The sequence below is a fragment of the Actinoplanes sandaracinus genome (assembly GCF_030009775.1).
Classification (GTDB): Bacteria; Actinomycetota; Actinomycetes; order Mycobacteriales; family Micromonosporaceae; genus Actinoplanes; species Actinoplanes sandaracinus.
The window spans coordinates 130,746-156,722 of sequence record NZ_JASCTH010000006.1; the positions used below are offsets into that span (position 1 = coordinate 130,746).

Here is a 25,977-nt window from a genome sequence, read left to right on the forward strand (position 1 = left end):
GATCATCAACAGGAGTTTGAGCAATGGCTAAGGCTGCGGCGCTTCGCAAGCCGAAGAAGAAGGTGAACCCGCTCGACAAGGACGGGATCACCTACATCGACTACAAGGACACCGCGCTTCTGCGGAAGTTCATCTCCGACCGCGGCAAGATCCGTGCCCGCCGCGTCACCGGTGTGACCTCCCAGCAGCAGCGGCAGATCGCCCGCGCGGTCAAGAACGCCCGTGAGATGGCGCTCCTGCCGTACACGGCTACGGCTCGCTGAGAGGGGGCACCGAGATGAAGATCATCCTTACGCAGGAAGTGTCCGGCCTCGGCACCCCCGGCGACATCGTCGAGGTGAAGAACGGCTACGGCCGTAACTACCTGCTGCCGCAGGGCTTCGCGATCCAGTGGACCAAGGGCGCCGAGAAGCAGGTCGTCGTGATCAAGCGGGCCCGCGAGGCTCGTGAGATCCGTGACCTGGGCCAGGCCAACGAGGTCAAGGGCCAGCTCGCCGGCCTCAAGGTCACGCTGAAGGCGCGCTCCGGCAACGGTGGCCGCCTGTTCGGCTCGATCACCCCGGCCGAGATCGTCGACGCGGTCAAGACCGCTGGTGGTCCGGCTCTCGACCGCCGCCGTCTCGAGCTCCCCGGTCACATCAAGACCACGGGCTCGTACACGGTTCAGGTCAAGCTGCACCCCGAGGTGACCGCGACGTTCCCGGTGAACGTGGTGGCTGCCAAGTAGTCGTCGCACTACGCTGAAACGGCGCGTCGGGCCCAGGCCTGGCGCGCCGTTTCGGCTAGGTGACCGTGGGGCATCGGCCGAGTGCCTCGAAGGAGCCGACGGTCGCCGCGCCCGAATCCCAGATCGTGACCGGCCGCGAGAAGCCGCCGGCGTCAGCTGAGGCTGTTGCCGGTGATGGCGGAGCTCAGCACGGTGGCGAGGCCACCACCCATCACGGCGGCGGCCAGGCCCACGCTCGCCGACTTCCAGGCCGTCGTCGCCCAGCGCAGGCCGTACGCCACGAGCATGCTCAGCGCGAGCGAGATTCCGAACTCCGGGGCGGCGCCGGCCAGCGTGTCCAATGCGTTCGTGCGCTGGCCGCTGTTGAGCAGCAACATGCCGAGCATGAACAGGACGACCGGTACGCCGTACCACATGACCGTGTAACCGACCGCCGCGAGCGGACTGCCGGCCTGCGCCGGCTCCTCATCGTCGTCCGGGTCGAGCAGGTCGTTCGGCCGGTTCGTGTAGAACTCGTCGACGCCGGCCGTCGGCCGCCGCTCGTAGGACCCGGTGCCCTGGAAAGCGCCCGTCGCCCGGCGTGGCGGCCAGGAGGTGTCCTCGTCCGCCGCCGCGGAAGGCGCCGCACTCGGCACCGCGATGACCGAAGTGGCACTCAGGGCCAGATTCGCCGACCCGTCGACCGTGGCTGAGCCGCTTGGCCGAAAGGGAGGAAAGTCCGACGTGTCATAGCGGCGGGACTCGCCGTCGGCGAGATCGCTCTGGCGGGACAACTCACGGCGCCAGTCGGTCTCACCATCCTGCCCGGCGCCTCGATAGTCGGCCCCGCGCCGGCCGGCGCGTTCGGCGGCGAGCCAGTCCGCCAGAGGCGGACGGTCACCGAGGCCGCCACCAGCGGGCGGCGGCGGGTCGTCCCGGTCGCCGGAGCCCCGCCGGGCGGAGGTGTCGGTCAGCGGGTCCGGCCAGCGTGCCGACAGGTCGCTGGAGGAACCGCCGTACGCGGGTTTCTGCTGCTCCGCCCAGGCGGGCCCACCCGCGGGCAACTCGCGGGCCGGGCCGTAACCGGGGCGACGAGGTGGTTCGGCCGGGTCCGGCCAGCGCGAACCGCCACCGGGCGGCACGTCGAAGGACGACGGCGGCGCCGGTACGCCTGAGACGCTGTACGACGGCCCCTGCCGCGGCCGCTGCCGTTCCTGGTCGGTCCAGGACTGGTCGGCGCTGGAATCGCGGTACGAGGGCACCTGGGGCGTCTGACGCTGCTGGCGTTCCTGCTCCAGCCAGGACTGGCCGCCGGCCGGGTTGCCGTACGCCGGCCGTTGTGGCTCCTGGCGCTCCTGCCGTTGCTGGCGTTCCTGCTCGAGCCACGACGGCCCGCTCGCCGGGGCGGCCGGGAGTTCCCGGGCCGGGCTGCCGTAGCCGGGCTGCTGCGCCGCCGGACCGGCCGGAAGCGCACGGGCGCCGAAGACGGGCGGCTGCTGTGCCGCGGGGCCGGCGGGAAGCTCACGGGCCGCGCTGCCGAAACCGCTGCGCGGCGCCTCCGGCCGGGACGGGCCGTACCCCGGGCCGGACGGCAGATCGCGCTGTGCGGCTCCGTAACCGGGATCCTGCCGCGACGGCGTCTCCGCCCAGGGCTCCTCCCTCTGCGGTCGGCGGCGTGGCTCCTGGCCGGCGGGATCACCCCACTGCGGCGGCATCGGGCCCGGCCGGACGTCGTCCGTCGGGTACTCCTCGGGCTCGACGTTGATCCGGCGGTACTGCCGGCTCTGCCGGGGCTCCGGGCTGGCCCGCCACGTTTCCGGGCCCAGCGGCTCGTCCTCGGCCGGAGCGGGCTCCGCGGCACGACGCCGGCGGCCACCGCCATAGCCGTCAGTGCGGTAAGGCTCGTCAGTGCGATACGGCTCGTCAGCGCGGTACGGCTCGCTGGTGCGACGACGGCGTGCGGACTGGCTCTCGTCAGCCGGAACACCGGGAGCGGGCCAGCCCGCACCGCCGGCGTCGGCGGCCGGAACGGCGCTGCCCGGCAGCGGTCCGCCGGGCACGCCGCCGGCCGGCTCGTCACGCCGGGCGCGCCGGCCGGGGGTCTCCGGCTCGGGTTCCCGCATCGAGTCGCGCCGGGCGGCTTCCGCACGCCATGCCAGAACCCGCGGATCGTCCTCGGCACGGCTCCACTGGCCGGTGTCCGGATCACGGGTCCAGTTGCTGGTGTCCTCTTCCGCGTCCCAGGAGGAGGTGTCCTCACGCCAGTTCGACGCATTGGCGTTGTACCGCTGGCGGTTGGGCCGGGGCGCGCGGCGTGCCGGTGCCGGCGGGCCGGCCGGCTCGGGATCGGGCTCCTCGGCCTGCCGGCGTCTGTCCCGGCGCGACGGCGCCTCGGACCGGGCGCCCCAGGTGGTCGTCTCCGCGGCGCGGCCCGGGTCGGAGAAGGCCGTGATGCTGCCGGTGTCGGTGTGCCTGGACCAGTTGTCCGTGTCCGGTTCGTTCGACCAGCCGGACCCACCGGACGGCGCGGTGTCGCCTTCGGCGGCACGCCGGCGGCCGGCCCGGGTGGGCCGTTCACCGTAGCCCGCGTCGCGGTTCCAGGCCGCACGGTCGTCTTCCCGCACCAGGTGACGGGCGTCCTCGGCGGGCGATCGCTGCCAGCCGGGCGCCTCGGTGCGCTCCCACCGGCTCAGCCCGGTGGTGTTCTCGCCGGGTTCCGGCCGGTCCTGCCAGGTCGCGCCGGGGGTGGGGGCCGAGGAGGACCACGCGGGGCCGGAGGCCGCCGCGGTGGACCAGGTCCCGCCGGACGCCGGCGCGGCCGGCCCGGGGTCCGCGGAGCGGCGCCGCGAGCGCGTGGGCGACGAGGGCAGCCGGGAGGGGCTCTGCTGCGGCTGCTGCCAGGACGGTGTCGGGGCGGGCGACTGCTGCCAGGTGGGCGACTGCGAGGACGGTTCCGGCCGCGACGGGGTCTGCGGCTGCTGCCACGACGGCGTTGGGGTGGCGGGCTGCTGCCAGGTCGGTATCTGCGTCGACGGCTGACGCCACGACGGGGTCTGCTCGACCGGAGTGGTCGCGGCCGGCCCGTCGGGGCGGACCTGCCAGGACGACGACGGGTCCGGGTCGTTGCGGCGCCAGGACGGCGTCTCCGGGGCGGACTGCCGCCACGACGGGGTCGCGGACGAATCCCACGACGATGTGGCGTCACGGTCGGAGTCAGAGTCGGGGGTGGGCCACGCCGTACCGGGGATGGATGGTTTGTCCCTCTCCGGGGTGGTGTCGTTCTCGGAGCCCCAGGCCTCGGTGGTGGACCGCCAGACGTGCGAACCGGTCGCGGAACGCCACTCGGTGGTCTGACGCCAGCGCGCCCCGGTCGCCCGCCACTCGGCGGTCTCGGTGCGCCAGCCGGTGCGGTCGGCCGGGAACGTCGGCCGGCCGGTGGCGGTGACCTCGGAGGACCACCTGTTCACCGGCTCCAGGGCCTGGCTGCCGCCATGGCGCGGCTCGACCTCGGCCTGCTGGGCCCAGTCGTCGGCGCGGCGCTGCCAGGCGAGAGCCTCGTCACTCGGAACCAAGCTGCCGGTGTCGGTGAGTGACGCCCAACGGGGCTCCGGCTCCTCGGGCTCCTGTTCACGGGTGGGCCAAGAGCCCGCAGCGCGCCGACTGCGCGACATGCGGGCGCCGTAGTCCCACTCCCGTTGGTCCACCTGCAAAGGGTGACGTGCCGGAGACGGAACCGCAACGCCTCAGTGCGACGGCTTGCTCACCCGAGCCGGTATTTTCGCTGATCCCTTGAAGTTTTTGCCCTCCACAGGCCAGGACGACGAAACCCCTGATGGGGTTCATCCTCCCGAGAAGTTGTCCACACGGTGTGCACAGGGCTGCCCACAGGAGTTGCCGGGGCTGTCCACAGGTTGTCCCCCGACTCGTCCACCGCGGCAGTTGGGCTGGTGGCAACAGGATTCGTACAGTGGGCCAGCCTCACAAGCGGACTTTGATCGGAACGAAGCACTGAATCCAGTCCTGGATCAGTCGAAGGGGTTGTACCGAGAGGCTCCGTTCGTGAAAGCGGCCGAGCCGAGTGGAGGGGGAATCCGGGTGTCGATCACCGACGACGCGAGGCCGGAGTCGCGGCCGCCGTCCCAACCCGGTGGCGGGGGATCCTCCAGTGGAGGCGGAAGTGGCGGCGGCGGTAAAGGCGGCGGGGGCAAGGGCGGCGGCTACGAGGGCGGCCAGTTCGACAAGGCCCCACCACAGGACGTGGCGGCCGAGCAGGGCGTGCTCGGCGGCATGCTGCTCTCCAAGGACGCGATCGCCGACGTCGTCGAGATCCTCAAGGTCACCGACTTCTACCGTCCGGTGCACGCGACCATCTATGACATCGTCCTCGACCTCTACGGCCGAGGTGAGCCGGCTGATGCCCTGACCGTTTCCGCCGCACTCGCCGACTCCGGCGACCTCCAGCGCGTCGGTGGCGTGCCATACCTGCACACCCTGATCGAGAGCGTCCCGACCGCGGCGAACGCCTCCTACTACGCCCGGATCGTGTCCGAGCGCGCCATCCTGCGCCGTCTCGTCGAGGCCGGCACCAAGATCGTGCAGTTGGGTTACGGCGCCGGCGGCAACGGCGGCCGTGACGTCGACGACATCGTCGACCTGGCCCAGCAGGCGATCTACGACGTCACCGAGAAGCGGGTCAGCGAAGACTTCGCGGCCCTCGGCGACATGCTCCAGCCGACCCTCGACGAGATCGAGGCGGTCGGCGCCTCCGGCGGCATGATGACCGGCGTCCCGACCGGCTTCCAAGACCTCGACCGCCTGCTCAACGGCCTCCACGCCGGCCAGCTGATCATCGTGGCGGGCCGCCCCGGTCTCGGTAAGTCGACCGCGAGCATGGACTTCGCCCGCAACGCGGCGATCCAGCACGGTCACGCCAGCGCCATCTTCTCGCTCGAAATGAGCAAGATCGAGATGGTCATGCGTCTGCTCTCCGCCGAGGCGCGGGTCCCGCTGCACACGCTGCGCTCGGGCCAGCTCTCCGACGACGACTGGACCAAACTGGCCCGCCGGATGGGCGAGATCAGTCAGGCGCCGATCTTCGTCGACGACACGCCCAACATGAACCTCATGGAGATCCGGGCGAAAGCCCGCCGCCTCAAACAGCGCCACAACCTGCGGCTGCTGGTCATCGACTATCTCCAGCTCATGTCCTCGCCGAAAAAGACGGAGAGCCGCCAGCAGGAGGTCTCGGAACTCTCCCGTGGCCTCAAACTGCTCGCCAAGGAGATCGAGTGCCCGGTGATCGCGGTCAGTCAGCTGAACCGTGGGCCCGAGCAGCGCACCGACAAGCGCCCTCAGCTCTCCGACCTGCGTGAGTCCGGCTCCATCGAGCAGGACGCCGACGTCGTGATCCTGCTCCACCGCGACGACTACTACGACAAGGAGTCACCTCGCGCGGGCGAGGCCGACTTCATCGTCGCCAAACACCGAAACGGTCCGACCGACACCATCACGGTGGCGGCGCAGCTGCACCTGTCCCGGTTCGTCGACATGGCGATCTAAAGCCCATATTTCGTACGTTCGCAGCCGCCCTCAACCGCACCACCGCGTTCCGGGCCTACCTCGCGGCGCCTCTGCGACTCCAGGCCGCTGCGCGCCTAACGGGTGGCTGCCCCATCACCGCCTGTCCAGACGGTGCGGGCCGCGCCAGACGGTGCGGGCCGCGCCAGACGGTGCGGGCCGCGCCTTGGTGGCGTGCCCGCGAGGCCAACCCCGTGGGCGCGACCAGGCGCCGGTTGGCCTGCCCGCATTGCCCGGTGGTCTGGCTGCCCGGTTGCCCCGGCTTCCCCGGGCTGCCCGGTGGTCTGACCGCCCGGGTGGTGGTCCTGACCGCCCGGGTGGCGGTCTGACCGCCCGGGTGGCCTAGCTGCCTGGGCGGTTGCTGGTCGGGTGGTCTAGGTGCTCGGGCGGTTGGTTGCCTGGGCGGTTGGCTGGCCGGGTGGTCTAGGTGCCGGGGTGGCCTGTTTGCTTCGATAAGGCGAACATCGGCAGTCCCGCCAGCCGGGGGCGTGCCCGCGAGCCAGCTCTGGGCCGGCGGCCGTTGCGGTCGCGGGTTGTTAGGCGGGCCAGGGCGGGATGCCGCCAGCGGGACTCGCCAGCGTTGCGGGACTTGGCAGCGTTGCGGGACTTGCCAGCGTTGCGGATTCGCCAGCGTGGCAGATTTGGCTGCGTCGAGGGGCTTGCCTACGTTGCGGGACCTGGCGGCGTAGCGCCATGTGGCAGCGTTGCGCGATTTTGTAACGTTGCGGATTTGCCGGCGCTGCGGGCTGGCGTAGTTCGACCTAGTCAATGCAGTGCCGGTGGGAGCCACCGCGAGGGAGCGGAAGCCACGTCCGCCCCATGAGCAGGATAATTAGGGGGCATCGCCTCGGTGAGGGATGCCGGAGCGGCACTCGAAATCGGGGAGTGCCCTCACTGCCGCGACTTGAGATCTTGAAGCGAGGACCACCGATTCAGGCGGTTATCGCACCAAGATCGTGGCTGTGCCCAGGTTGCGTCTGGGATGTGCTGAATATCGCTATGGGGCGGCCACCTTCGAGGGTGCAGCCTGGCCCGCGCAATGCAGCTGACCGGGCGGGCAGTCTCCCGGGGTGGAGGCAGCGTCACGACCAGTGCTCTCCGCAGCGTCCAGGGGCGAGATTTGACGTCGCGGTATCGAAGACGTGAGCTGGGGCGTGGTGCCGGCGTCATTGAGCGACATGAGGGTGGCGCATCGGACCCGCCGGCAGCCGCGGGGACTGATCCGATTGGTGCCGAGAGGGCTGAGGAGAGGATGCGCCCAGTCTGCGAGCCGGGCCCGAACAGGCAGTCTGGATGACCCGGCGTATCGGCTCTGCGGACGGCCGGGCCCGGGGTGACGTCTGCAGGATGGGGTCTTCGGATGGCGGGCTGGGGGGCGAGTCCTGCGGGGCTGGGGTCTGCGGATGGCCGGGTCTTCCCGGGCGGGGGTCTGCGGATGGCCGGGTCTCCCGGGCTGGAGATGGCCGAGACCGACGGCTGAAGTCACGGATGCGGATGTGGGTCCGTGGACGTCCGGGCCCGCGTGTCTGCGGATGGCGGGGCCTGCAGGCCTGCGGATGGTCCACTGCGGGCTTGCGGCTGTTCGGACTGGGTGGTCGAACCTCGGGGTGGCGGGTCTTCGAGTGGCAGGGACTCCGGGTCTCGGGACTCCGGGTGGCCGGCATTGGGTGAGGTGCGTGGTGGATGACGTGTGCGTGGCGAGCCCGAAGCGGGTCGGGTGAGTACAGCGGCGACGCGTGCACGTGACCCGAGGAACTGGGTGCACGGAGGCAAACAGACGCGGACGCGCATCGGCCCCGAGCGGCGCTCAGGCGATGAGCGGGGCTCGCATGGCCTGAGCGGCGGATGGCCCGAGCGGCGCATGGCCCGAGCAATGGATGGCCCGAGCAATGGATGGCCTGAGCAATGGATGGCCTGAGCGGTGGATGGCCCGAGCGGCGCATGGCCCGAGCAATGGATGGCCCGAGCGGTGAATGGCCCGAGCGGCGGGTAGGGGTTGAGCGGGGTTCGGAGAGGCCGATCTGCGCATAAGCATTGAGCGAAGCACGGACGGGCTGAGCGGCGCGGACCGGCTGAGCGGCTCCGGCGCGTAAGGGCTGAGCGGCGCGGACAAGCGGCGCACCCGTCGCAGAGGCGCGAGAGCGGCGGCACGCGGGCCCGGCCGAGCCCGGCCGGCTCAGAGCGGCGGACGTTGGCGCCGCCGGACGGCGGGCGAGGAGGAGCCAAGTCGGGCCCGGCGGCGGCCAGGGAAAGGTTCTAGGTGCCCTCGGCCGGCCGGTGATTGTTGACCAGGTGTTCGATTTGGTGCACTTTGCCGGCGGAGGCTTGTTGAACGGTTTCCACGATGACCCGAGCGAGGGTTTCGGTGGACCATTCACGGCAGGCCCCCTGGTCCAGCCGGAGGTCGACGAGCCGGCCGTCAGAGTCCACAGTGGCTCGCACGGCGCCGTCTTCGGACGCGGCGCTGACCTGCATGGTCGCGATGCTGCGCTGCAGTTCGTCCACACCGGAGCGCAGATCTTCGTAGCGGCCGTAGACGTCCTGCAGGTCGGCGCGCAGGGATTGATCGGCCGCTCGATCCGCGGTTTCAGTCACGGTTGTTCCTCCGTTCGCCGCGACAGGGGCGCACGTGACAATACCCAAGATCAGCGACGTTGCGTATTCCAGCGACTTCGTAACGCACACGAAAAGAGAAGCTTATCGAAATAGGTCACTTTAATGTGACGATACGACTCCGTGTTGTCACTACCTAGAGTGATCGATCCCCGGCGGCGATGCGGATAGCGCTCAGAATCGCACGCATTCACACAGGCAACTCGTGCACTGTGGAGCTCGACCCTGGACGGGAACATGACGCTGCGTGCCGGAGAAGGGCCGGCAAGCGACGGAAAATCATCGGCCGGGATCTTCGCCGGCGAGACGGAAACCTTCCTGCAGCGGGCCGCCGGTGTGGTCCAGGACGGAGAGCACCGCTGCTACGAGTGGCTCCCGGTCGCCCCCGACGACGACGGCCCTCTGGGCGGCCGCGAGACGGCCGGGCAGGTCGGGATCAATTTCGGCCAGCCGCCGCGGGAGCCACTTTCCGCGAGCCGACCACCGGTTTTCGGCCAGCAGCAACAGGTCGGACGTGGCGAGGACCAGGGTCGCCGCCAAGTAGGCGATCTCCACCGGGTCGGAGCAGCCGCGCAGATCGTCCACCAGGTCGGTGACCAGGTAACGCTGCATGTCGACGGTCCGGGTGGGTGGCGCCGCCGGGCCGACGGCGAGCAGGGCGGCGGCACGGGCACGATAGGCCTCGGCGGCGCTGTCGGTGCCGGCGAGGATCACGCCTTCGGCGACCATGCGAAGCAGCGGGGTACGCCTCGCCGCCGCATCCTTACGCCAGTAGTGCGCCAGCGAGGTCGGAGTCTGCACGAACAGCTCGACGATCCAGCCGTCATAGCGCAAGGTGTCGCGAAACGGGGCAGGTGGCCCATCCAGAACGACCACGACGTCCAGATCGGACCAGGCGGTTCGGCGGGCGGTCGGCGCACTGCCACCGAGGAAGGCGGCACGCGCGCCGGGGAAACGCTCGCCGACCAGGCGAGTCGCGACTTCGACGGGATCGGCCGGCACGCCACACACCCTGGCATGTCGAGCGGGCCGGCCGCACCCGCGTTTACTGTCCGTCGGAGCGTCAGGCGAAGCGCGGCGTCAGGCGAGGACGCGGCACGATGTCACCTGAGAGCGTGTCAGTCGAACAGGTCGTGCAGGAATCCGCGACGGCGGTAGTGGCCGTGGTGGGCCTGGCCGCGCCGGTAGTGACCGTGATGCCCGTAGGCCGGCACGGGGGGCGGGTAGGCATGCGGCGCCGGCTGGCCATAGGCGGGTGCCGGGTGCCCGTAGGCGGGCGGCGGCGGGGGCGGCGGGTAGCCGGGCTGGTGCGGGGCGGGAGGCGGGGGAACCTGACCGCCGGCCGGGGGCCGGTTGTAGTTGGCCTCGACGGCGAAGAGCTTCTCCAGCTCACCACGGTCGAGGAAGATTCCGCGGCACTCGGTGCACTGGTCGATCGTGACGCCGCTGCGCTCGTAGACCCGCATCTCGCCGTGACACTTGGGACAGGTCATATGCATTTCAATGACGGTACAAGGCCGTGTCATGCCGTGGGGCCGAAGAACCTGTGTCCTTCCTGAATGCGGACGCCCGGAACAACGGACGTGGGCACCCGGACCAGCGAGTACGCACGCCGGACAGCGGGTGCGCACGGCCCGATGGCGGGTGCGGGCTCCGAACCAGCGGGCTCCGACGCCCGGATCAGGGGTTGACGCCCGGATCAGGGGTACGGACATCCGGGCCGGCGGTGCGCGCACTCGGGCGAGCGGTCGCCAGCGCCGCGAGGGCCGGCGCCCAGAGCAGCAGGGCGGCAGGGTAGAGCAGGTAGCCGAATCGTGTCGTCGGCATCAACAGGATCGCGGCGAGAAGGCCGTATCCGCAGAAGAGCGCGGCGGTGGCGGCGGTGCGCGGCGGGCGGCGCAGCAGCCACAGGCCGATCACGGCGGCCGCGGTGACCAGCAGGCCCATGGCCACGTAGCGTCCGCCGGGCAGGGACTGGGAGATCAGGTAGCCGGGGAACGGCGACTGCGCCGGACTGGTGACCAGCCCGTGGCCGAGCGGGAAGCGCAGGACGTTCTCGACGAGAGCGTCGGCGTCGGCAAGCAGCGGCGGGACCAGGGCGAGCAGTGGGAGGCCGAGGGCGCCGGGAAGCAGGCGGCGCCAGGTGCCGGTGGCCACGGCGAGCACGACCAGGACGGCGACGACCGGCAGCGCGAAGAGTTTGCAGGCGGCGGCCGCGCCGACGGCTACGCCGGACCAGCCGGGACGGCCGGTGGCCGACAGGGCCAGCGCGAGCAGGCAGAGTGCCAGGACCGGGATGTCGTCACCCCCGGTGGCGAGGGTCAGCGCGGTCACCGGGAGGACGGTGGCGGCTTGCGTGGCCCGTACCAGCGAAGGGTTTTGGGAGGAGCGGAGAAGCGCGACCGCCGCGCCGACCGCGGCCACGGTGATGATCGCGAACCAGATCCTAGCGTCGGTCCACCAGTGGTCGCCCATCAGCGCGCGCGGCAGGCCGAAAACGGACATGCCTGGCTGATAGGGGCGATAGCCGAGCAGGCGTTCATCGAGCGGAATCGCGGCGATCTCCGCGCGGCCCAGGTAGGGCGTGCCGGTGTGCAGCAGCGACTCGCCCATGTGCTCGACGACCAGCACCTCCTCCTGGGCGCGGTCGGTGCGGCCGCCGGCCCGCTGCACCGACTGGACGACCAGCGGAAGCAGCGCCACCGCCGCCCACGCCCCCCAGGTGAGCAGGTCGCGGCGGCGGACCGCGTAGACGAGCAGCGCGGCCGCCAGGTAACCCCACGCCGCGACCGCGCCCCAGGCGCGATGTGGCATGAGCGTCGAGGTCAGCGCGGTGATCAGCGCGAAGGCCGCCGACACGGAGTAGAGGAGCAGGTCGACCGCGCGGTCCGGCACTTTGATCACGCGGGCAAGTTTGGCAGACGGCGAACCGGCATCCGGATCACCGAGCCCTCGTCGTGCAGTGCGACGGCGAGCACGCCCGGCCGGCCTCCGCAACCGCGCTGGAGAATGCCGAGGAAACGGGCGGCTGAATATGGTCGGGCGAACAGATGCCCCTGCCCTGCCACGCAACCCAGGGCCCAGAGGGCGCGGCGCTGCGGCTCGCTCTCCACCCCCTCGGCCACGACCGTGAGATGCAGGTTGCGGGCCAGGTCGACGGTGGTACGGACGACGGCGGCGGCCTCGGTCGACGTCTCCACCCCGGCCACGAACTCCCGGTCGATCTTGAGTTGGTGCACCGGGATGCGCGACAGCACGGAGAGCGACGAGACGCCCGTGCCGAAGTCGTCGATCGCCAGCCGCACGCCGGCGTTGCGCAGCTCGGCGAGGGTGCGCTCGACCACGTCGAGTTGACTGATGGTGAGCGTCTCGGCGAGTTCCAGGACGAGCCGGTTCGGCGGGACGTCGTGTTTCGCCAGCCGGGCCAGCACCGCACTCGGGAATGTCGGGTCGAGCAGGCTGCGTGGCGACACGTTGACCGCGACCGGCAGGTCGAAGCCCGCCTCCCGCCAGCTCTGCCGGGCGATCAGCGACTGCTCCAGCACCGCGTCGGCGAACGCCGGGAGTTGCCCGGACCGTTCCACCGTCTCCAGGAACCGCACCGGGCTGAGGCTGCCCTGGTCGGGGTGGTGCCAGCGGGCCAGCGCCTCGGCCGCCATCACCTCGCCGGTGCCGAGGTCGACGATCGGCTGGAAGTCGACGGTGAACTCGTGTTCGGCGACGGCCCGCCGCAGTTCGCCGGTGAGCATCAGCCGCTCCAGGTCGGCGGTGTCCCGGGCGTGCGCATAGACCACGGTCTGCTCACCGGCGCGTTTCGCCTGGTACATGGCGATGTCGGCGCGGCGCATCAGCTCCTCGACGCTGCCCGTGCCGGCGGCCAGGGCGATGCCGCCGGCCGCCTCGACGGTGAGCTGCATGCCTTCGACCTCGATGCCGGCGTCCAGGGCGGCGAGCATGCCGGTGGCCCGGTGACCGGCCAGCGCGGGCGTGGGCAGGCCGGTGAACAGGACCGCGAACTCGTCGCCGCCGAGCCGGGCGACCAGGTCACCGGGGGCCGCAGAGGCGCGCAACCGGCCGGCGACCTCACACAGGACGTGGTCACCGGCGGCGTGCCCGAGCGTGTCGTTGACCTCCTTGAAGTGGTTCAGGTCGATCAATAGCAGCGCGAACAGACCGGAGTGGCCGGTGGAGCGGAAGAGTTGTTCGGCGTGGTCGTACAGCCGGCGGCGGTTGGCCAGGCCGGTCAGCGGGTCGTGAGCGGCGGCGTGTGCGTTCTCGGCGGCGATGCGGGCGAGTTCGGCGTACGCCTGCGCGTTCCGGATGGCCGTGCAGACGGCCGAGGCGAAGGTACGCAGTTTGTACTGCTCGACCTCGGTCAGCCGGACCGTGCCACCGAACCGCAGCCGCAGCACCCCGACCCGGACGCTGCCGTCGTGGGCGACCAGGTCGACCGTGGTCTCGTCGGGCGGTGCGGAGCGGGCGGCCGCTTGCGGGCCGTCGGCCAGGACCTGGGATCCGGTCGCCCGCACCGAGCGGGCGGCCAGGTCGATGGTGGCCTCGGCCGCGGAGAAGATCTGCGCCGCCCGGGTGGTCGCCGAGTGCAGGACCTGGGTGAGGTCAACGGCGTTGAGCTCGTCGGTGGCCTTGGCGAGGCGCTGCCAGGACTCGCGTTCCTCGCGGGTGCGGACACTGCGGGACTGCCACAGGTGCATGCACACCACAACGAGCGGAACGCCCAGCAGAAGCACCGGGTCGGTGCCGGTGGCCAGCACACCGACCACGGAGAGGATGGCGACCAGCTCACCGAAATGCAGGATGACCTTGCTGGTCCAGTCGTGCAGCGCTACCTGCCACTTCCCGCTGGCGGTGGCTGTCGACACCACGGGGACGAAGGCGAGGTGGTCGACCAGGATGAACGCGGCGAGCGCCACCATGATCGGGATTACTGGGAACGGCGGCTCGGACAGGTCGGCCTGGACGCCGAAAGCGAGGAAGACGGCGGCTGCGGAACTGGTCGTCAGAGCACCCTTGGCGACACCGAACGCCGTTTTCTGCAAACCGCGCCAATCGAGGCAGCGGATGACTACGCCTGCGGTGATCGCGCAGAACACCACCCAGTGCGCCGGCAGCAGGGTCAGCCCGACCAGAACGGGGACTTCGCCCCAGGTGTTGCTGTCCATGCTGGACTTGACGCGGACGTGCACCCGGAGCTTGTGGGCGATGATCAGGAAGCCGCACAGGCCGACGAGGGCCAGCGGCGTCGGCAGGGGGCCGGGAAGCCGCAGAGCGAAGGCCGCGAACCCGGCGGCGGCGCAGCAACCCAGAACGACGACGAGACCGACGAGCAGCCGTAGCCGCTCTTCGGTCGCGTTGTCGTCGTCGCGGCTGGGAGGCATGAGGTCCTTGTCATCGCCGAAAGCGATCGTGTCGTCGCTCAAAGCACAAGGTAATTCATAGCCGTCTGTCCGCGCATCAGACGGTTTTCATCCCCAGTCTTTTTCGCCCAGCATGGCTTCCTCCTATTTGTCCAATGTCGTCCTGACAGGACATAACTTAGGAGTAGGTGGGGGTGATTTCCAGCCTATCGTGTCGGTATGCGCAAAATGCGATAACAGGACGAGGACTCGTTACGGACAGTTCCCTAACGGACGCTCAATGCGATGTGAATCGCGCTATTCGGCTTCGCGGAACTCCATTCTCGGCCCCAGCAGTGTGCCCTGAGCTGTGTGGACGAGGTGTTAAACCCACGCGAACTAAGCTTCCGGCATGCCACAGGAAAGTCAGCTGACGCACGTCGACGAGACCGGCGCCGCCCGCATGGTGGACGTGTCCGCCAAGACGGTGAGCGACCGCCGTGCCGTTGCGGCCGGCCGCGTCCGTACCACCGCGGAGGTCATCGACCTGCTGCGCCGCGACGGCCTGCCGAAGGGTGACGCGCTCGCGGTGGCCCGCCTCGCCGGGATCATGGGCGCGAAACGGACACCCGATCTGATCCCGCTGTGTCACCCGATCGGTCTCCACGGCGTGACGGTCGAGCTGGAACCCACCATCGACACCGTCGAGATCACCGCCACCACCAAGACCGCCGACCGGACCGGCGTCGAGATGGAGGCCCTCACCGCCGTCGCGACGGCCGGCCTCGCGATGATCGACATGATCAAGGCGGTGGACCCCGCGGCCAGCCTCGAAGCCGTCCGTGTCCTGCTCAAACAAGGCGGCAAGACCGGCGAGTGGGTACGCCCGGAGAACCGGCCGTGACCATCCGGGCTCGGGTGATCGTCGCCTCCAACCGTGCCGCCGCCGGGGTCTACGCCGACACCAGCGGCCCCCGCCTCGTCGCCGGCCTGCGCGAACTCGGCTGTGACGTCGGCGAGCCGGTCGTCGTACCCGACGGCGAGCCGGTCGCCGAAGCCCTCCGCGCCGCCGTCGCCGAGGGTGTCGACGTCGTGCTGACCAGCGGCGGCACCGGCGTCACCCCGACCGACCGCACCCCCGAGGCCACCCGTGGCCTGCTCGACTTCGAGATCCCCGGGATCGCCGAGGCGATCCGCGCCTACAGCCGCGACCGGGTGCCGGCGGCCGCGCTGTCCCGAGGGCTGGCCGGAGTCGCCAGGCGCACCCTGATCGTCAACCTTCCCGGCTCGGCCGGTGGCGCCAAGGACGGGCTGGCCGTGCTCGGCCCCCTGCTGTCACACACGGTGGACCAGATCCGCGGCGGCGATCACTGAGTCCTCCCACCGGGCGTCCCACAACGTGGGTGGCGTCCGGAGCGGTGAACGGCGAGGTCAGCCCACCGGGCGTTCACAGCGTGGACCAGGGCCGGGGGCGCGCCCGCTGAGCGATAGGCTTCCCCGGTGACCGAGTCGACCCCTGTGGACTGGGAACTGGCACGCACCCTCGCCTATGAGGCGGGCCGTGCCGCGGCCGGCGGTGCGGAGGAGATCCCGCTGGCCCTGGCCGACGGCCGGACCCTCGCCGAACCCCTGCGCGCCCTCACCGACCTGCCCGCCTTCCCGACGTCGAGCATCGACGGATGGGCCGTGCGCGGCGCCGCCCCATGGCGACCGGTCGGCCAGGTGCTTGCCGGTGGCACGCCGGCGCCACTCGGCGAGGACGGCACCTGCGTCGAGATCGCGACCGGTGCGATGGTGCCCGGCAACGCCACCGCCCTGATCCGCATCGAGGACTCGGTCACCGGAGCCGACGGCAGAGTCACCGGTGAGCCGCGGACCATCCCCGACTGGCGTCTGCCCGGCGAGGAGGCGCACCTCGGCGAGGAGCTGCTGCCGGCCGGCACCGCGGTGGACCCGGCGGTCATCGGCGTCGCCGCCACCTGCGGTTATGAGACTCTTCAGGTGCACGCCACGCCCCGCGCCGCGCTCCTGGTCTTCGGTGACGAACTGCTCACCTCCGGCCCGCCCGGCGCCGGCCGGGTCCGTGACTCCCTCGGCCCTCAGGTGCCCGGCTGGCTGCGACGCTACGGCGCATCGGTGGAGTCGGTGACCGGGCCGGTCAAGGACACCCTCACCGCCCATCTCGATGCCATCCGGTCGGCGCTCGACACCGCCGACCTGGTCTGCACCACCGGCGGCACCATGCACGGCCCGGTCGACCACCTGCACCCGGCGCTGGCCGAACTCGGCGCTACCTACATCGTCAACACGGTCGCCGTGCGTCCCGGGTTCCCGATGCTGCTGGCCCGGGTGCCCGGCCCGGACGGGCGCGACCGGTTCCTCGCCGGGCTCCCCGGCAACCCGCAATCTGCGGTGATCGCCCTGGTCACTCTGGTCGCGCCGCTACTTGCCGGACTGCGCGGCCGGGCCCTCCCGCCGCTGCCGTCGGTCGCTGCGGGCGCCGACGTCGCGGGCCGGGGTGCCTTCACCCACCTGGCCCTCGCCGCCCTCGACGCCTCCGGGCGGACCGCCACGCCCGTCGGGCACGTCGGTTCCGCCATGCTGCGTGGTCTCGCCAATGCGCACGGCTTCGCGGTCGTCCGCCCGGGCACGCGGGCCACGGCCGGCGATGTGGTGCCCTTCCTGCCCCTTCCTCTGATGCTCGGGGAGCGCCCGTGACCATCCCCATCCCTCCAGACGCCCCGGGCGTTACAGCCGCTCCCGGCGATCCCGCCGCTCCTGGCGTTTCGGTCGCTCCAGGCGTTCCCGCAGTCCCGGATGTTCCCGCTGCTTCCGCTGTTCCCGCTGCGCCAGGCGTTCCCCCTGCTCCTGGCGATTCGGCTGCTCGGGACGTTTCGGCCGCCCCGAGTGTCCCGAACCCTGCGGGCGCTGCGGCGTCGCCAGTCGGCGCTTCCGGCTCCGACGGTGCGAGTGGGGGGTCCCCGTCCGCCGCCGGCCTGGTCACCCTGGTCGAGGTGCTCGACGAACCACTCGACCTCGCCGCCCACGAAGCCGCGGTCGCAGACCCTCGGGCCGGCGCCGTCGTCTCGTTCCAGGGAGTCGTCCGCGACCACGACCACGGCCGCGGTGTAGCCCTCCTGGAATACGAGGGCCACCCCACCGCCGCCGCGATCCTCCGCGAGGTGGCCGAGGAGATAGCCGCCGACCCGGCCGTCTACGCGGTGGCCGTCTCACATCGCATCGGCAGTCTGGCGATCGGTGATGTCGCGCTGGTCGCCTCGGTGAGCACGGCACACCGGGCGGCGGCCTTCGCCGCCTGCGGCCGACTCGTCGACGAGGCCAAGGCCCGCCTGCCGATCTGGAAGCGTCAGCTGTTCCACGACGGCACCGAAGAGTGGGTCAACTGCCCCTGACCTCACCGCCGGGCTCCGGTCACGTCAGCGACGGCTGGCTGTGCTGTGGCGGACGGGCGGCGTCTCGCTGGTGGTCTAGCCGTACCTGGGGCGGGTGTTGCGGCAGGGATAACACGCGTCGGCGACGGCTGGTCAGCGTTGCCAGCGCGGCACGTGTGAGAGGGCTCAGGGCGACGGCTGGGCGGGTGGTTGAACGGACAGGCCACGGCGCGGATCACAGTGACGTGGGAGGAATTTCGGCGCGCCCAGAAGTCCCCACCCGTGCGGATGCCCTGATCCGGTACGGAATGGCCGCGGAGAGGTTCAGCCGCCCGAAGGTTCGGCCGCCCCGAGCCGCGGCGAGGTTCAGCCGCCCCGGGGGAGAGGGATGGCGGCCCGCCGGGCCGGGACCGGCTGCCGTGTCGGCAGCGCCGGTGTTCCGTGCCGCCACGGCAGCGCGTTGACCAGCAGTATCAGGGTGAAGGCGGGCACGTTCCAGATCAGCGACCACTCGGGTGTGACAACCAGGGTCAGGTAGCCGAGGGCAGCCGCCACCAGATAGCCCGTCCCGGTGAGGCGCTTCGATCGGGGAAGCCGGCCGCCGAGGCGGCGGCGCAGGCCGGCGTCGGCCAGAACCAGGACGGCCGGGAGCAGCCACAGGCTTTCGGCGGCGGTGGTGACCGGGCCGGCGACCGCGGCGGTGAGGCCGATCAGAGTGAACGCCGCTACCTCGTCGTTGTCGCTGTGCGCGGAGCGGGCCCGGATCAGGCCGACGGCCAGGAGCAGGATGCCGAACGAGAACCACACGAGGACGGGCGGGGCGGGAAAGTCGTAGAGACGTGCCATCGCCCCGGCGAGGGACTGGTTGTGGATGTCGCTGATCGGGGCGGGCCGGTCGAGTTCCCACATCGTCGTGCCGTACCACGCGAGGGTTTCCGCTGGAGCCGCGACCAGCGCGGCGACGGTGACCGCCGCCGCGGTGGCCAGGGCGGTGACGGCGGCCCGGCGTTGCCGGGTGACCAGCAGATAGACGACGAAGAGCAGCGCGGTGGGGCTGAGGGCGGCGGCCAGCCCGGTGCCGGCTCCGGCCCACGAGCCGTTCGCCCAGGCGCGGCGAAGCGGACTGGACGACGACGGATCGAAGGCCCGGCGCAGCGGGCCGGGCGACGACGGATCGAAGACGCGGCGAAGCGGACCGGGTGACAACGGATCGAAGACGCGGCGGAGCGGGCCGGGCGCGGACGGATCGAACCGGGGACGGGTGAAGCGGGACGCGAACCTGGTGCGATGTGGGAGGTGCAGGGTGCGGGCGGCCCGGCGGAGCCCGACGATGTCAGCGGCGAGCAGCGCGAGGATCAGCAACTCGGGCCGGCCGAGGCCGATGGCGGCGCGCACCGGTTCGGCCAGCAGCGCAAGCGATGCGGCCGCCAGGACGAACGGGCCGCGGCGCCGGCCGTGGCGGCGGGCGACCGGGCCGGCGACGACCAGGGTGGTGAGCAGCAGCGCGGCCACGCCGGCGAGGGCCAGCAGCCAGCCGGCGGCGCGCAGCGGCAGCAGGGTGAGGGGCGCGAGGAGCATCGCCGCCGCCGGTGGCTGCGCGGCTCCCGCTTGGCTTCCGGGTTCGCGGTACGCGTAGAGCCCGTCCCCGTCCAGCCAGCCCCGGACCGCCGCGTGTTCGACGGCGAGGGTGCTCAGCCCGTACCGCTGCAGGTAGAGCGTGATGATCGCGAGCGTGAGCAGCCCGCCGACGGCGACCAACCCCGACCGCAGGCGCGTAGCGCTGTGCGCACTTCTCTCGATTGCCGGCATGGCGCGACCCCCGTCTCGTCCCCGGGCTCGGCATGGCGCTGCCGGTCGACCCGCCCGCTTGCGCGAGAGGCGAAGCGGTCGAGAGCGGCGGCGGGTCATAGCCGAGCGGAAGCGAGCTTAGAAGGCGCAGACCGACCGCGCGGCCCCTCGTCCGCTTTAACGCAAAGGCCGCAAGAAGGTTGTTAGCCGGGCAATTTACGCGCTGCCGCGGCGGATGCCGCAGCGATCTTCGCCTCCCGCCGCGCGGTACGCACCGCCCGCCGAACCGAGCGCTGGCTGCGGTCCACGGCATGCGTTGTCCGATAACGCAGACCCGGACGGCCCTCGGTGTCGACGGCCGCCAGCAGCAGCCCGCCGAGCAGGCCGAGGTTCTTCAGCAAGTGGTCGCGGTCACCCTTGTCGGTCGCCGTGTGCGGGATGAGCCCGGCGGCCAGAACAGCCGCCGCGGGGCGGGTGAAACGGCCGGTGGCGAGGGCCAGGCCGGCCACCACGTCGGCGACGGCCTTGACCCGGACCAGAGTGAGCGGGTCGGTCGGCAGGCGGGGATCGGTCCTCTCCAGCAGCGGGGTCACCCGGTCGGTGAGAGGGCGGGCCGTTTCGGCCCGGGCCTCCGGCCGGGCCAGGGTCCGGATCCCGTCGACGACGAAGATCGATGCCAGCAGGGCTCGGGCTGCGGTGCGTACGGGCCTCATGACCCGGTTATACCCGCAAGCGCGCCATTACACCGGCTGTGTTCTGAGGTAACGGCCGAAGTGCGGGACGGTGAACGCGACCGTGCCGCGTTCGCCGGAGTAGATGAGTCCTTTTTTGATCAGCGCATCCCGGGCCGGGGACAGACTGGCCGGCTTGCGGCCGAGTGAGGTGGCGATGTCGGAGGTCGGCACCGCGGCGTCCATGTCGTTGCCGGGATCGCTGGAGAGCGCGGCCATGGCACGCATGTACTCCCGCTCGGCCGGGGTGGCCCGCTCGAACCGGGAGCCGAAGAAGCCGACGGCCAGCTCGACCTCGGCCTCCGGCGCGGCGACCTTCACGTCGTCGGCGGTGATCGGCGACTGCGGCGCGTGGTCCCACGTCGCCTTCCCGTACGCCTGCACGAAGTACGGGTAGCCGCCGGACTTCTCGTAGAGCATGTCGAGGGCGTCCGGCTCGTACTCCACGTCCTCCCGCTCGGCCGGCACGCCGAGCGCCAGATCGGCGGCGTCCCGGTCCAGCCGGTCGATCCGCTGGTAGCGGAAGAGCCGTTCGGAGTACGACTTGGCGGCGGAGAGCACGGCCGGCAGGTGTGGCAGCCCGGCGCCGACGACGATCAGCGGCGCCCCCAGCTGGGACAATTCGTGGCAGGCCGCGCAGAGCGCGGACACGTCGGTCGCGCTCAGGTCCTGCATCTCGTCGATGAACAGGGCGATCCCGGTGCCGACGTCGGTGGCCAGCGAGGCGGCGTCGGTGAAGAGTTCGACCAGGTCGATCTCGATGTCGCCGGAGTCGGCGCGGCCGCGGGCCGGCGGCACGTCGATGCCGGGCGCCCATCGGTCGCGCAGCTTGGAGTTGCCGTCGTTGGCCCGCAGCGCGAACGCCTTGAGCACGCCGAGCACCTCGTCCACCCGGTCCGGGTCGCGGTGGTGCGGGGCCAGCTCGCGGATGGCCATGTGCAGCGCGCCGGAGACTGGGCGGCGCAGCGACTGATCGGGGCGGGCCTCGATCTTGCCGGTGCCCCAGAGACGGCCGATCGCGGCCGAGCGCAGGGTGTTGAGCAGCACCGTCTTGCCGACGCCGCGTAGGCCGGTCAGGACCAGGCTGCGCTCGGGGCGGCCGCGGGCCACCCGCTCCAGGACCACGTCGAAAGCGTCCAGCTCGCGGCCGCGCCCGGCCAGCTCGGGTGGGCGCTGACCGGCGCCGGGAGCGTACGGGTTACGCACCGGATCCACGCGTAGCACCGTATCGGGCCGTCTAGCGCCAGCGCTAGAGTCGCCTCGATATCATCCTCTAAGGTGATCTAGCGTTCCTGCTAGAAAGATCTAGACGGGCTGATACTCGCGCAGGCAGAGAACGAAATCTACGTCGTCGTACTCGGTGTCGTAGTAGTACCACTTCGTGTAGTTCGGCACGGAGGAGCACTTCTTGATCGCGTCGTTGTCGCCGGTCGTGCGGCCGTCTATCCGCTTGAGAATCTCGTAGGTGTTCCCGGTGCACACCACGATCCGCAGTTTCGGCTCGGCGTTGGAACCCTCGTTGCGGACGCACTGACCCTTCGCCGCGAACCGCGCGTCCGCACTGGTCTGCGGCCGGGGCCCGTGCGCGGCCGGCGTCGTGGCGGTGATCGTGGTGGTCGGCGCGGTATCGTCCCGGCCGCCCAGGACGAACCATGCCGCGGTGGCCAGGCCCCCGCCGATCAGCACGCTCAGCGCGGCGATCGTGGCGCCCATCGCGAAACCGCGCCGGGCGGGCGGGCGCTTCCACTCCGGCTTCTTCCACTCCGCGGGCGGGGCGTACGACTGCTGCTGTGGGATCTCGTGTGCGCCCCAGGGGTCGGAAGGCGCCGAGTACGGCTCCTCAGGGCTCGCGCCTGGCCATGACTGGCCAGGGTAAGGCCCGTTCTGCGACATCGGGGGTCCCTCCAGAAGCGGTCTACGCTGCCTGCCACCGTAGCGTGCGGCGGACATTCGGATATCTTTCACCTTCGTGCCGTCACTACTAGTGATCTTGTCAATGCTCTTCGGCGCCGCGGCCGGCGCCTTCCTGCCCCGGATCGGCTACCGCCTGACGGTCCCCTACGGATCGCCGGCCCGCACCGGTTGCCACCGATGCGGCCGGCCCTTCCCACCCGGACCGGCCGGATGGATCCACGCCGGAGCGGCCTGCTGCACCGGCGGGCGCTGGCCGGTGGTGACGTCCGCGCTGGCCGCCGGACTCCTGGCGGCCGCGCTCGGCCCGGTGCCGCAGTTGCCAGTACACCTGCTCGCGGTGATACCCGGACTCCTTCTGGCGATGATCGACCTGGGCTGCCAGCGCCTGCCCGACCGGCTGGTCGGCACGCTCGCGCTCGTCGGCGGCATCCCACTGGCCCTGATCGCGCCGGACCGGATCGTCCCGGCCGTGTTCGCCGGGCTGCTGGTCGGCGCCACCTATCTGGCGATCGCGTTACTGCCCGGGCAAGGGCTCGGCCTCGGCGACGTGAAACTGGGCGCGGCACTGGCGTTCCTGCTCGGGTTCGCGGGATGGCCGGCGGTGGCCGTCGGTCTCGGCACCGCCCATCTGCTCAACGGCGCGATCGCCACCTGGTTGCTGGTGACGCGGCAGGCACGGCCGATCCCGTTCGGCCCGGCGCTGCTCGCCGGCGCCTGCACAGCGCTTACAACAGTCTGAGTTGCCGGTCCTTCGGGCGCGTCTGGGTAGTTTCGCCCAGCTTCTCGAAAAGTCCGGAATCGATCACGTCGAGGAACGGTGTCGGCTTTTGTTCCCGCTCACTGCCGTGCCGGAACCGCTTCGCCGCGTGGCTCACGTAGAGCCGATCCTGCGCCCGGGTCAGGCCGACGAAGAACAGCCGCCGCTCCTCGGCGGTCTCCTCCTCGGACGGCGTGGAGCCCGGCCAGCGCAACGGCAGCAGGCTGTCCTCACAACCGACCAGGAAGACGACCGGGAACTCCAGGCCTTTCGCCGCGTGCAGAGTGAGCAGGTTGACCGCCTCGGCACGCGGGTCGAGCGCGTCCACCTCGGCGCCGGTCGCCAGCTGCTGAAGGAACATCGGCAGGTCGTCGCCGATCCGTTCGGCCAGGGGGCGCAGCAGCTCGGCGGCGGTCCAGATGTCCTCGGGCGCGATCTGATCGCCGTCCAGTGTCGGCGTCGCGTATCGCTGGGCGAGCGACTGCCCGGCAGCCTTGACCCGGGCGGCCAGCGGGCCGGCCGGCCCTCCGGCGTGCCGCAGCTCGCGGGCGATGTGCTGGACGCCGGGGCGGTCCCGCAGCCGGTTGTGTGAACGTTTCTGCACCGGGATGCCGGCCCGCGACAGCGCGTCCACGATCGGGCCGGACTGCGCATCGGTGCGGTAAAGCACCGCCACGTCCGAGAACGACAGGTTGCCGGCCGTGGTGGCACGGGAGTCGACCCGCCCCGAGTCGAGCGACCGGTGCGAGAGACCGCCGACCAGCTCGTCGATCGTCCGGACCACGAAGTCGGCCTCGTCGGCGACGCTGCGGGCGGTGTACCGGCCCACCAGCGCGGCCTCCGGGTCGAGCCGTGCCGGGTCCAGCCGGCGCCCGCTGACCAGCGTCGACGGTGCGATGGCCTGCACGGCGGCGGCCAGGATCGGCGCCGACGACCGGTAGTTGCGGGTCAGCCGGACCAGCCGGGCGTCCACGAAGTCGGAGTTGAACCGCAGGAAGTACTGCACGTCGGCGCCACGGAACGAGTAGATCGCCTGGTCCGGGTCGCCGATCGCGCACAGGTTGCCGTTCGCCGGGCTGAGCAGACGCAGCAACTGGTACTGCAGCTCATCGACGTCCTGGTACTCGTCCACGAAGATCCACTGCCAGCGCCGGCGGTATCTCTCGACCAGCGCCTGGTCGTCGCGCAGCAGCGCCACCGGCACGCTGATCAGATCGTCCAGGTCGACCAGATCCTGCTGGCGCAGCAGTTTCCGGTACGCCGCGTCGTCGTCGCCCGCCTGCTCCCGGGCCTGCGCTTGCTCCTGCTCGTCGGCGATGCGCCAGCCCGAGCCGAGCCCGGCCGCCTTCGCGTTCTCCTTCAGCACGGTCAGGCCCAGCGAGTGGAACGTGCCCACGGTGATGTCCTCGGCCACGTCTCCGAGCAGCGCCTCCAGGCGCTCCTTCAACTCCGCGGCGGCCCGCCGGGTGAACGTGATCGCCAGACAGCGCTCCGGGAAGACACCCAGTTCAGCGCAGAGGTACGCGATCCGGTGCGTCAGCGTGCGGGTCTTGCCGGTGCCCGGGCCGGCGACGATCAGCAGCGGGCCACCCGGCGCCGAGGCGGCCACCCGCTGCATCGCGTCCAACCGGTCCAGCAGGCCGGTGCCGACCTCTTCCATCCCGGCCAGCATCGGCTCGAACGGCTCGTGCGGGCTCGGTGGCGGAGCCAGCGGCGGAGGAGCCGGCTTCTCCCGGACCGGCTTGGGCTTCGGAGGCTTGGCGGCAGGCATCTCGGCCTTGGCACGAGACGGCGGCTCGGTCGAGGCGGGGAAGTCGAAGAGCGTCTCCACCTGGGGAGCGCTGTTGCGATTACGCAGTTCACCCGGGTCGAACAGGGTGATCACGCCGTACTCGCCGTCGTAGCCGGGGACCCGCCGCACGTCGCCACGCCGCAATCGGGTGATCGCCTCGCGCAGCTCGTCGCCGCCCGCCTTGCCGATCTCATCGACCGGAACCTTGCGCAGAATGTCCAGCTCCGCGCCGAGTGTCGCGACCAGATGATTGAGCTGCGCCTCGACCGTCTTCGATTTCGGCCCGACGCCGTGGATCTCGCCGATGATCTCGTGCAGCTGGATCAGGTGCTCGACGTGATCGTCCTTGTGGAAGCCCAGGGGCCGGTCGGCCAGATCCTCGATCCGGCTCAGCACGCCCACCGTCAGCGGCCGGCCGCACTCCGGACAGCGGCCGTGTGCCGCACGGGTCTTCGCCGGCTCCCAGTTGACGCCGCAGGCACGGTGGCCGTCGGCGTGGTACTTGCCCTCTTCCGGGAAGAACTCGAGCGTCCCGGCGAGGCCGGCGCCGTCGCGCACCGCGAAGTAGTCGGGGGCGCCGGTGAACAGGGTCGCCTCGCGGGCCAGGGCGGCCGGCGAGTGGGCGTCCGAGTTCGAGACCAGGCGGTACCTGTCCAGGCTGGAGACGCGCCAGTTCATCTCCGGGTCGGAGGAGAGACCGGTCTCCACCGCGGTGATGTGATCGGCCAGGTCGGCGTAACAGTCGGCGATCGCGTCGAAACCCGACTTGGAGCCCAGAGCGGAGAACCACGGCGTCCAGATGTGCGCCGGGACCAGGTAGCCGCCCGCCTCCAGGGTGATCTCCAGGAGGTTCCGCGAATCCAGGCCGAGAATCGGCCGGCCGTCCGCCGTGAGGTTGCCGATCCGGGACAGCGCCGTATTGATCTTCTCCACCGACTCGAAGTCGGGGGCATAGAGCAGGTGGTGCACCTTGCGGGTCTTGTCGTCGCGCTTGTAGATCGTCGAGATCTCGACGCTCAGCATGAACCGCGCCGGCGTGGTGCCCCGCAGCGAACCCGGCAGCCGCTTGGTGACCGGCTTCTCGTCGGCGAGCCGGAACAGGCCGGGTTCGGCCGGCTCCAGGCTCTCCTTCAGATGCTCGAACCACGCCGGATGGGTGAAGTCACCGGTGCCGAGCAGGGCGATGCCTTTGCGCCGGGCCCACCACGCGAGGTTGGGGAGTGTCAGATCACGGCTGCAGGCCCGCGAGTAGCGAGAATGAATGTGCAGGTCCGCGACATATGTATCCGTGCTGACCTCCACACTCCGCATCCTGTCACGGCCGTCGGTCCCGCCATGCTTCGCCACGCTCAA

The 25,977-nt window shown here is 71.2% G+C and carries 19 protein-coding genes; 8 read left to right on the forward strand and 11 right to left on the reverse strand.

Annotated elements, in window-relative coordinates:
- The first annotated feature begins 23 nt into the window (after positions 1 to 23).
- The gene (gene rpsR / locus QLQ12_RS10945; RefSeq protein WP_007073789.1) at positions 24 to 263 is read left to right on the forward strand and encodes a 30S ribosomal protein S18; all 240 of its coding nucleotides are present in this window, start codon (positions 24 to 26) and stop codon (positions 261 to 263) included.
- Positions 264 to 277: 14 nt separating this feature from the next.
- On the forward strand, positions 278 to 727 hold the full coding sequence (gene rplI, locus QLQ12_RS10950) for a 50S ribosomal protein L9 (protein WP_282759128.1): 450 nt from the start codon (positions 278 to 280) through the stop codon (positions 725 to 727).
- Between the two features lie 152 nt (positions 728 to 879).
- On the opposite strand, the gene QLQ12_RS10955 is transcribed toward rplI, so the two are convergent.
- Positions 880 to 4,410 (reverse strand): hypothetical protein, encoded by a 3,531-nt coding sequence (locus QLQ12_RS10955; RefSeq protein ID WP_282759130.1) that lies wholly within the window; start codon positions 4,408 to 4,410, stop codon positions 880 to 882.
- Positions 4,411 to 4,801: 391 nt separating this feature from the next.
- Between QLQ12_RS10955 and dnaB the strand changes: the two genes are divergently transcribed.
- Positions 4,802 to 6,265 carry a replicative DNA helicase gene (gene dnaB, locus QLQ12_RS10960; protein WP_407651456.1) on the forward strand — a complete coding sequence of 488 codons (1,464 nt, stop codon included), beginning with the start codon at positions 4,802 to 4,804 and terminating at the stop codon, positions 6,263 to 6,265.
- Positions 6,266 to 8,539: 2,274 nt separating this feature from the next.
- On the opposite strand, the gene QLQ12_RS10965 is transcribed toward dnaB, so the two are convergent.
- From QLQ12_RS10965 to QLQ12_RS10985, 5 genes are all read right to left on the reverse strand, one after another.
- A complete protein-coding gene (locus tag QLQ12_RS10965; protein ID WP_282759131.1) occupies positions 8,540 to 8,878 on the reverse strand; it encodes a YbaB/EbfC family nucleoid-associated protein in 339 nt (112 codons plus the stop codon).
- A 297-nt stretch (positions 8,879 to 9,175) separates the two neighbouring features.
- Entirely contained in the window at positions 9,176 to 9,898 is a 723-nt protein-coding gene (locus QLQ12_RS10970) for a nucleotidyltransferase domain-containing protein (protein WP_282759132.1), read from the reverse strand.
- A gap of 116 nt (positions 9,899 to 10,014) precedes the next feature.
- On the reverse strand, positions 10,015 to 10,395 hold the full coding sequence (locus QLQ12_RS10975) for a TFIIB-type zinc ribbon-containing protein (protein ID WP_282759133.1): 381 nt from the start codon (positions 10,393 to 10,395) through the stop codon (positions 10,015 to 10,017).
- Positions 10,396 to 10,576: 181 nt separating this feature from the next.
- Entirely contained in the window at positions 10,577 to 11,800 is a 1,224-nt protein-coding gene (locus tag QLQ12_RS10980; RefSeq protein ID WP_282759134.1) for a glycosyltransferase 87 family protein, read from the reverse strand.
- Complete coding sequence (locus QLQ12_RS10985; protein WP_282759394.1) at positions 11,797 to 14,292, reverse strand: putative bifunctional diguanylate cyclase/phosphodiesterase; 2,496 nt, start codon at positions 14,290 to 14,292, stop codon at positions 11,797 to 11,799. The genes QLQ12_RS10980 and QLQ12_RS10985 overlap by 4 nt, the downstream gene beginning before the upstream one ends.
- Positions 14,293 to 14,662: 370 nt before the next feature.
- Between QLQ12_RS10985 and moaC the strand changes: the two genes are divergently transcribed.
- From moaC to QLQ12_RS11005, 4 genes are all read left to right on the forward strand, one after another.
- On the forward strand, positions 14,663 to 15,154 hold the full coding sequence (moaC, locus tag QLQ12_RS10990; protein WP_282759136.1) for a cyclic pyranopterin monophosphate synthase MoaC: 492 nt from the start codon (positions 14,663 to 14,665) through the stop codon (positions 15,152 to 15,154).
- Entirely contained in the window at positions 15,127 to 15,624 is a 498-nt protein-coding gene (locus QLQ12_RS10995) for a MogA/MoaB family molybdenum cofactor biosynthesis protein (RefSeq protein ID WP_282759137.1), read from the forward strand. The genes moaC and QLQ12_RS10995 overlap by 28 nt, the downstream gene beginning before the upstream one ends.
- Before the next feature lie 126 nt (positions 15,625 to 15,750).
- On the forward strand, positions 15,751 to 16,968 hold the full coding sequence (locus QLQ12_RS11000) for a molybdopterin molybdotransferase MoeA (RefSeq protein WP_282759138.1): 1,218 nt from the start codon (positions 15,751 to 15,753) through the stop codon (positions 16,966 to 16,968).
- Positions 16,969 to 17,255: 287 nt separating this feature from the next.
- Positions 17,256 to 17,663, forward strand: coding sequence for a molybdenum cofactor biosynthesis protein MoaE (locus QLQ12_RS11005; RefSeq protein WP_407651465.1), 408 nt, complete (start codon positions 17,256 to 17,258; stop codon positions 17,661 to 17,663).
- A gap of 345 nt (positions 17,664 to 18,008) precedes the next feature.
- On the opposite strand, the gene QLQ12_RS11010 is transcribed toward QLQ12_RS11005, so the two are convergent.
- From QLQ12_RS11010 to QLQ12_RS11025, 4 genes are all read right to left on the reverse strand, one after another.
- Positions 18,009 to 19,451 carry a glycosyltransferase 87 family protein gene (locus QLQ12_RS11010; RefSeq protein ID WP_282759140.1) on the reverse strand — a complete coding sequence of 481 codons (1,443 nt, stop codon included), beginning with the start codon at positions 19,449 to 19,451 and terminating at the stop codon, positions 18,009 to 18,011.
- 182 nt (positions 19,452 to 19,633) lie between these two features.
- Positions 19,634 to 20,143 (reverse strand): DoxX family protein, encoded by a 510-nt coding sequence (locus QLQ12_RS11015; protein WP_282759142.1) that lies wholly within the window; start codon positions 20,141 to 20,143, stop codon positions 19,634 to 19,636.
- A gap of 27 nt (positions 20,144 to 20,170) precedes the next feature.
- Positions 20,171 to 21,376: an AAA family ATPase gene (locus tag QLQ12_RS11020; protein ID WP_282759143.1), complete on the reverse strand. Its 1,206-nt coding sequence runs from the start codon at positions 21,374 to 21,376 to the stop codon at positions 20,171 to 20,173.
- Positions 21,377 to 21,466: 90 nt separating this feature from the next.
- The gene (locus QLQ12_RS11025) at positions 21,467 to 22,054 is read right to left on the reverse strand and encodes an LppU/SCO3897 family protein (protein WP_282759145.1); all 588 of its coding nucleotides are present in this window, start codon (positions 22,052 to 22,054) and stop codon (positions 21,467 to 21,469) included.
- 103 nt (positions 22,055 to 22,157) lie between these two features.
- On the opposite strand from QLQ12_RS11025, the gene QLQ12_RS11030 reads away from it, so the two are divergent.
- Positions 22,158 to 22,814, forward strand: a complete 657-nt coding sequence (locus QLQ12_RS11030) for a prepilin peptidase (RefSeq protein ID WP_282759396.1) — start codon at positions 22,158 to 22,160, stop codon at positions 22,812 to 22,814.
- Here the strand turns inward: QLQ12_RS11030 and QLQ12_RS11035 are convergent.
- Positions 22,801 to 25,926 carry a UvrD-helicase domain-containing protein gene (locus QLQ12_RS11035; protein WP_407651457.1) on the reverse strand — a complete coding sequence of 1,042 codons (3,126 nt, stop codon included), beginning with the start codon at positions 25,924 to 25,926 and terminating at the stop codon, positions 22,801 to 22,803. The genes QLQ12_RS11030 and QLQ12_RS11035 overlap by 14 nt on opposite strands.
- Positions 25,927 to 25,977: the final 51 nt, after the last annotated feature.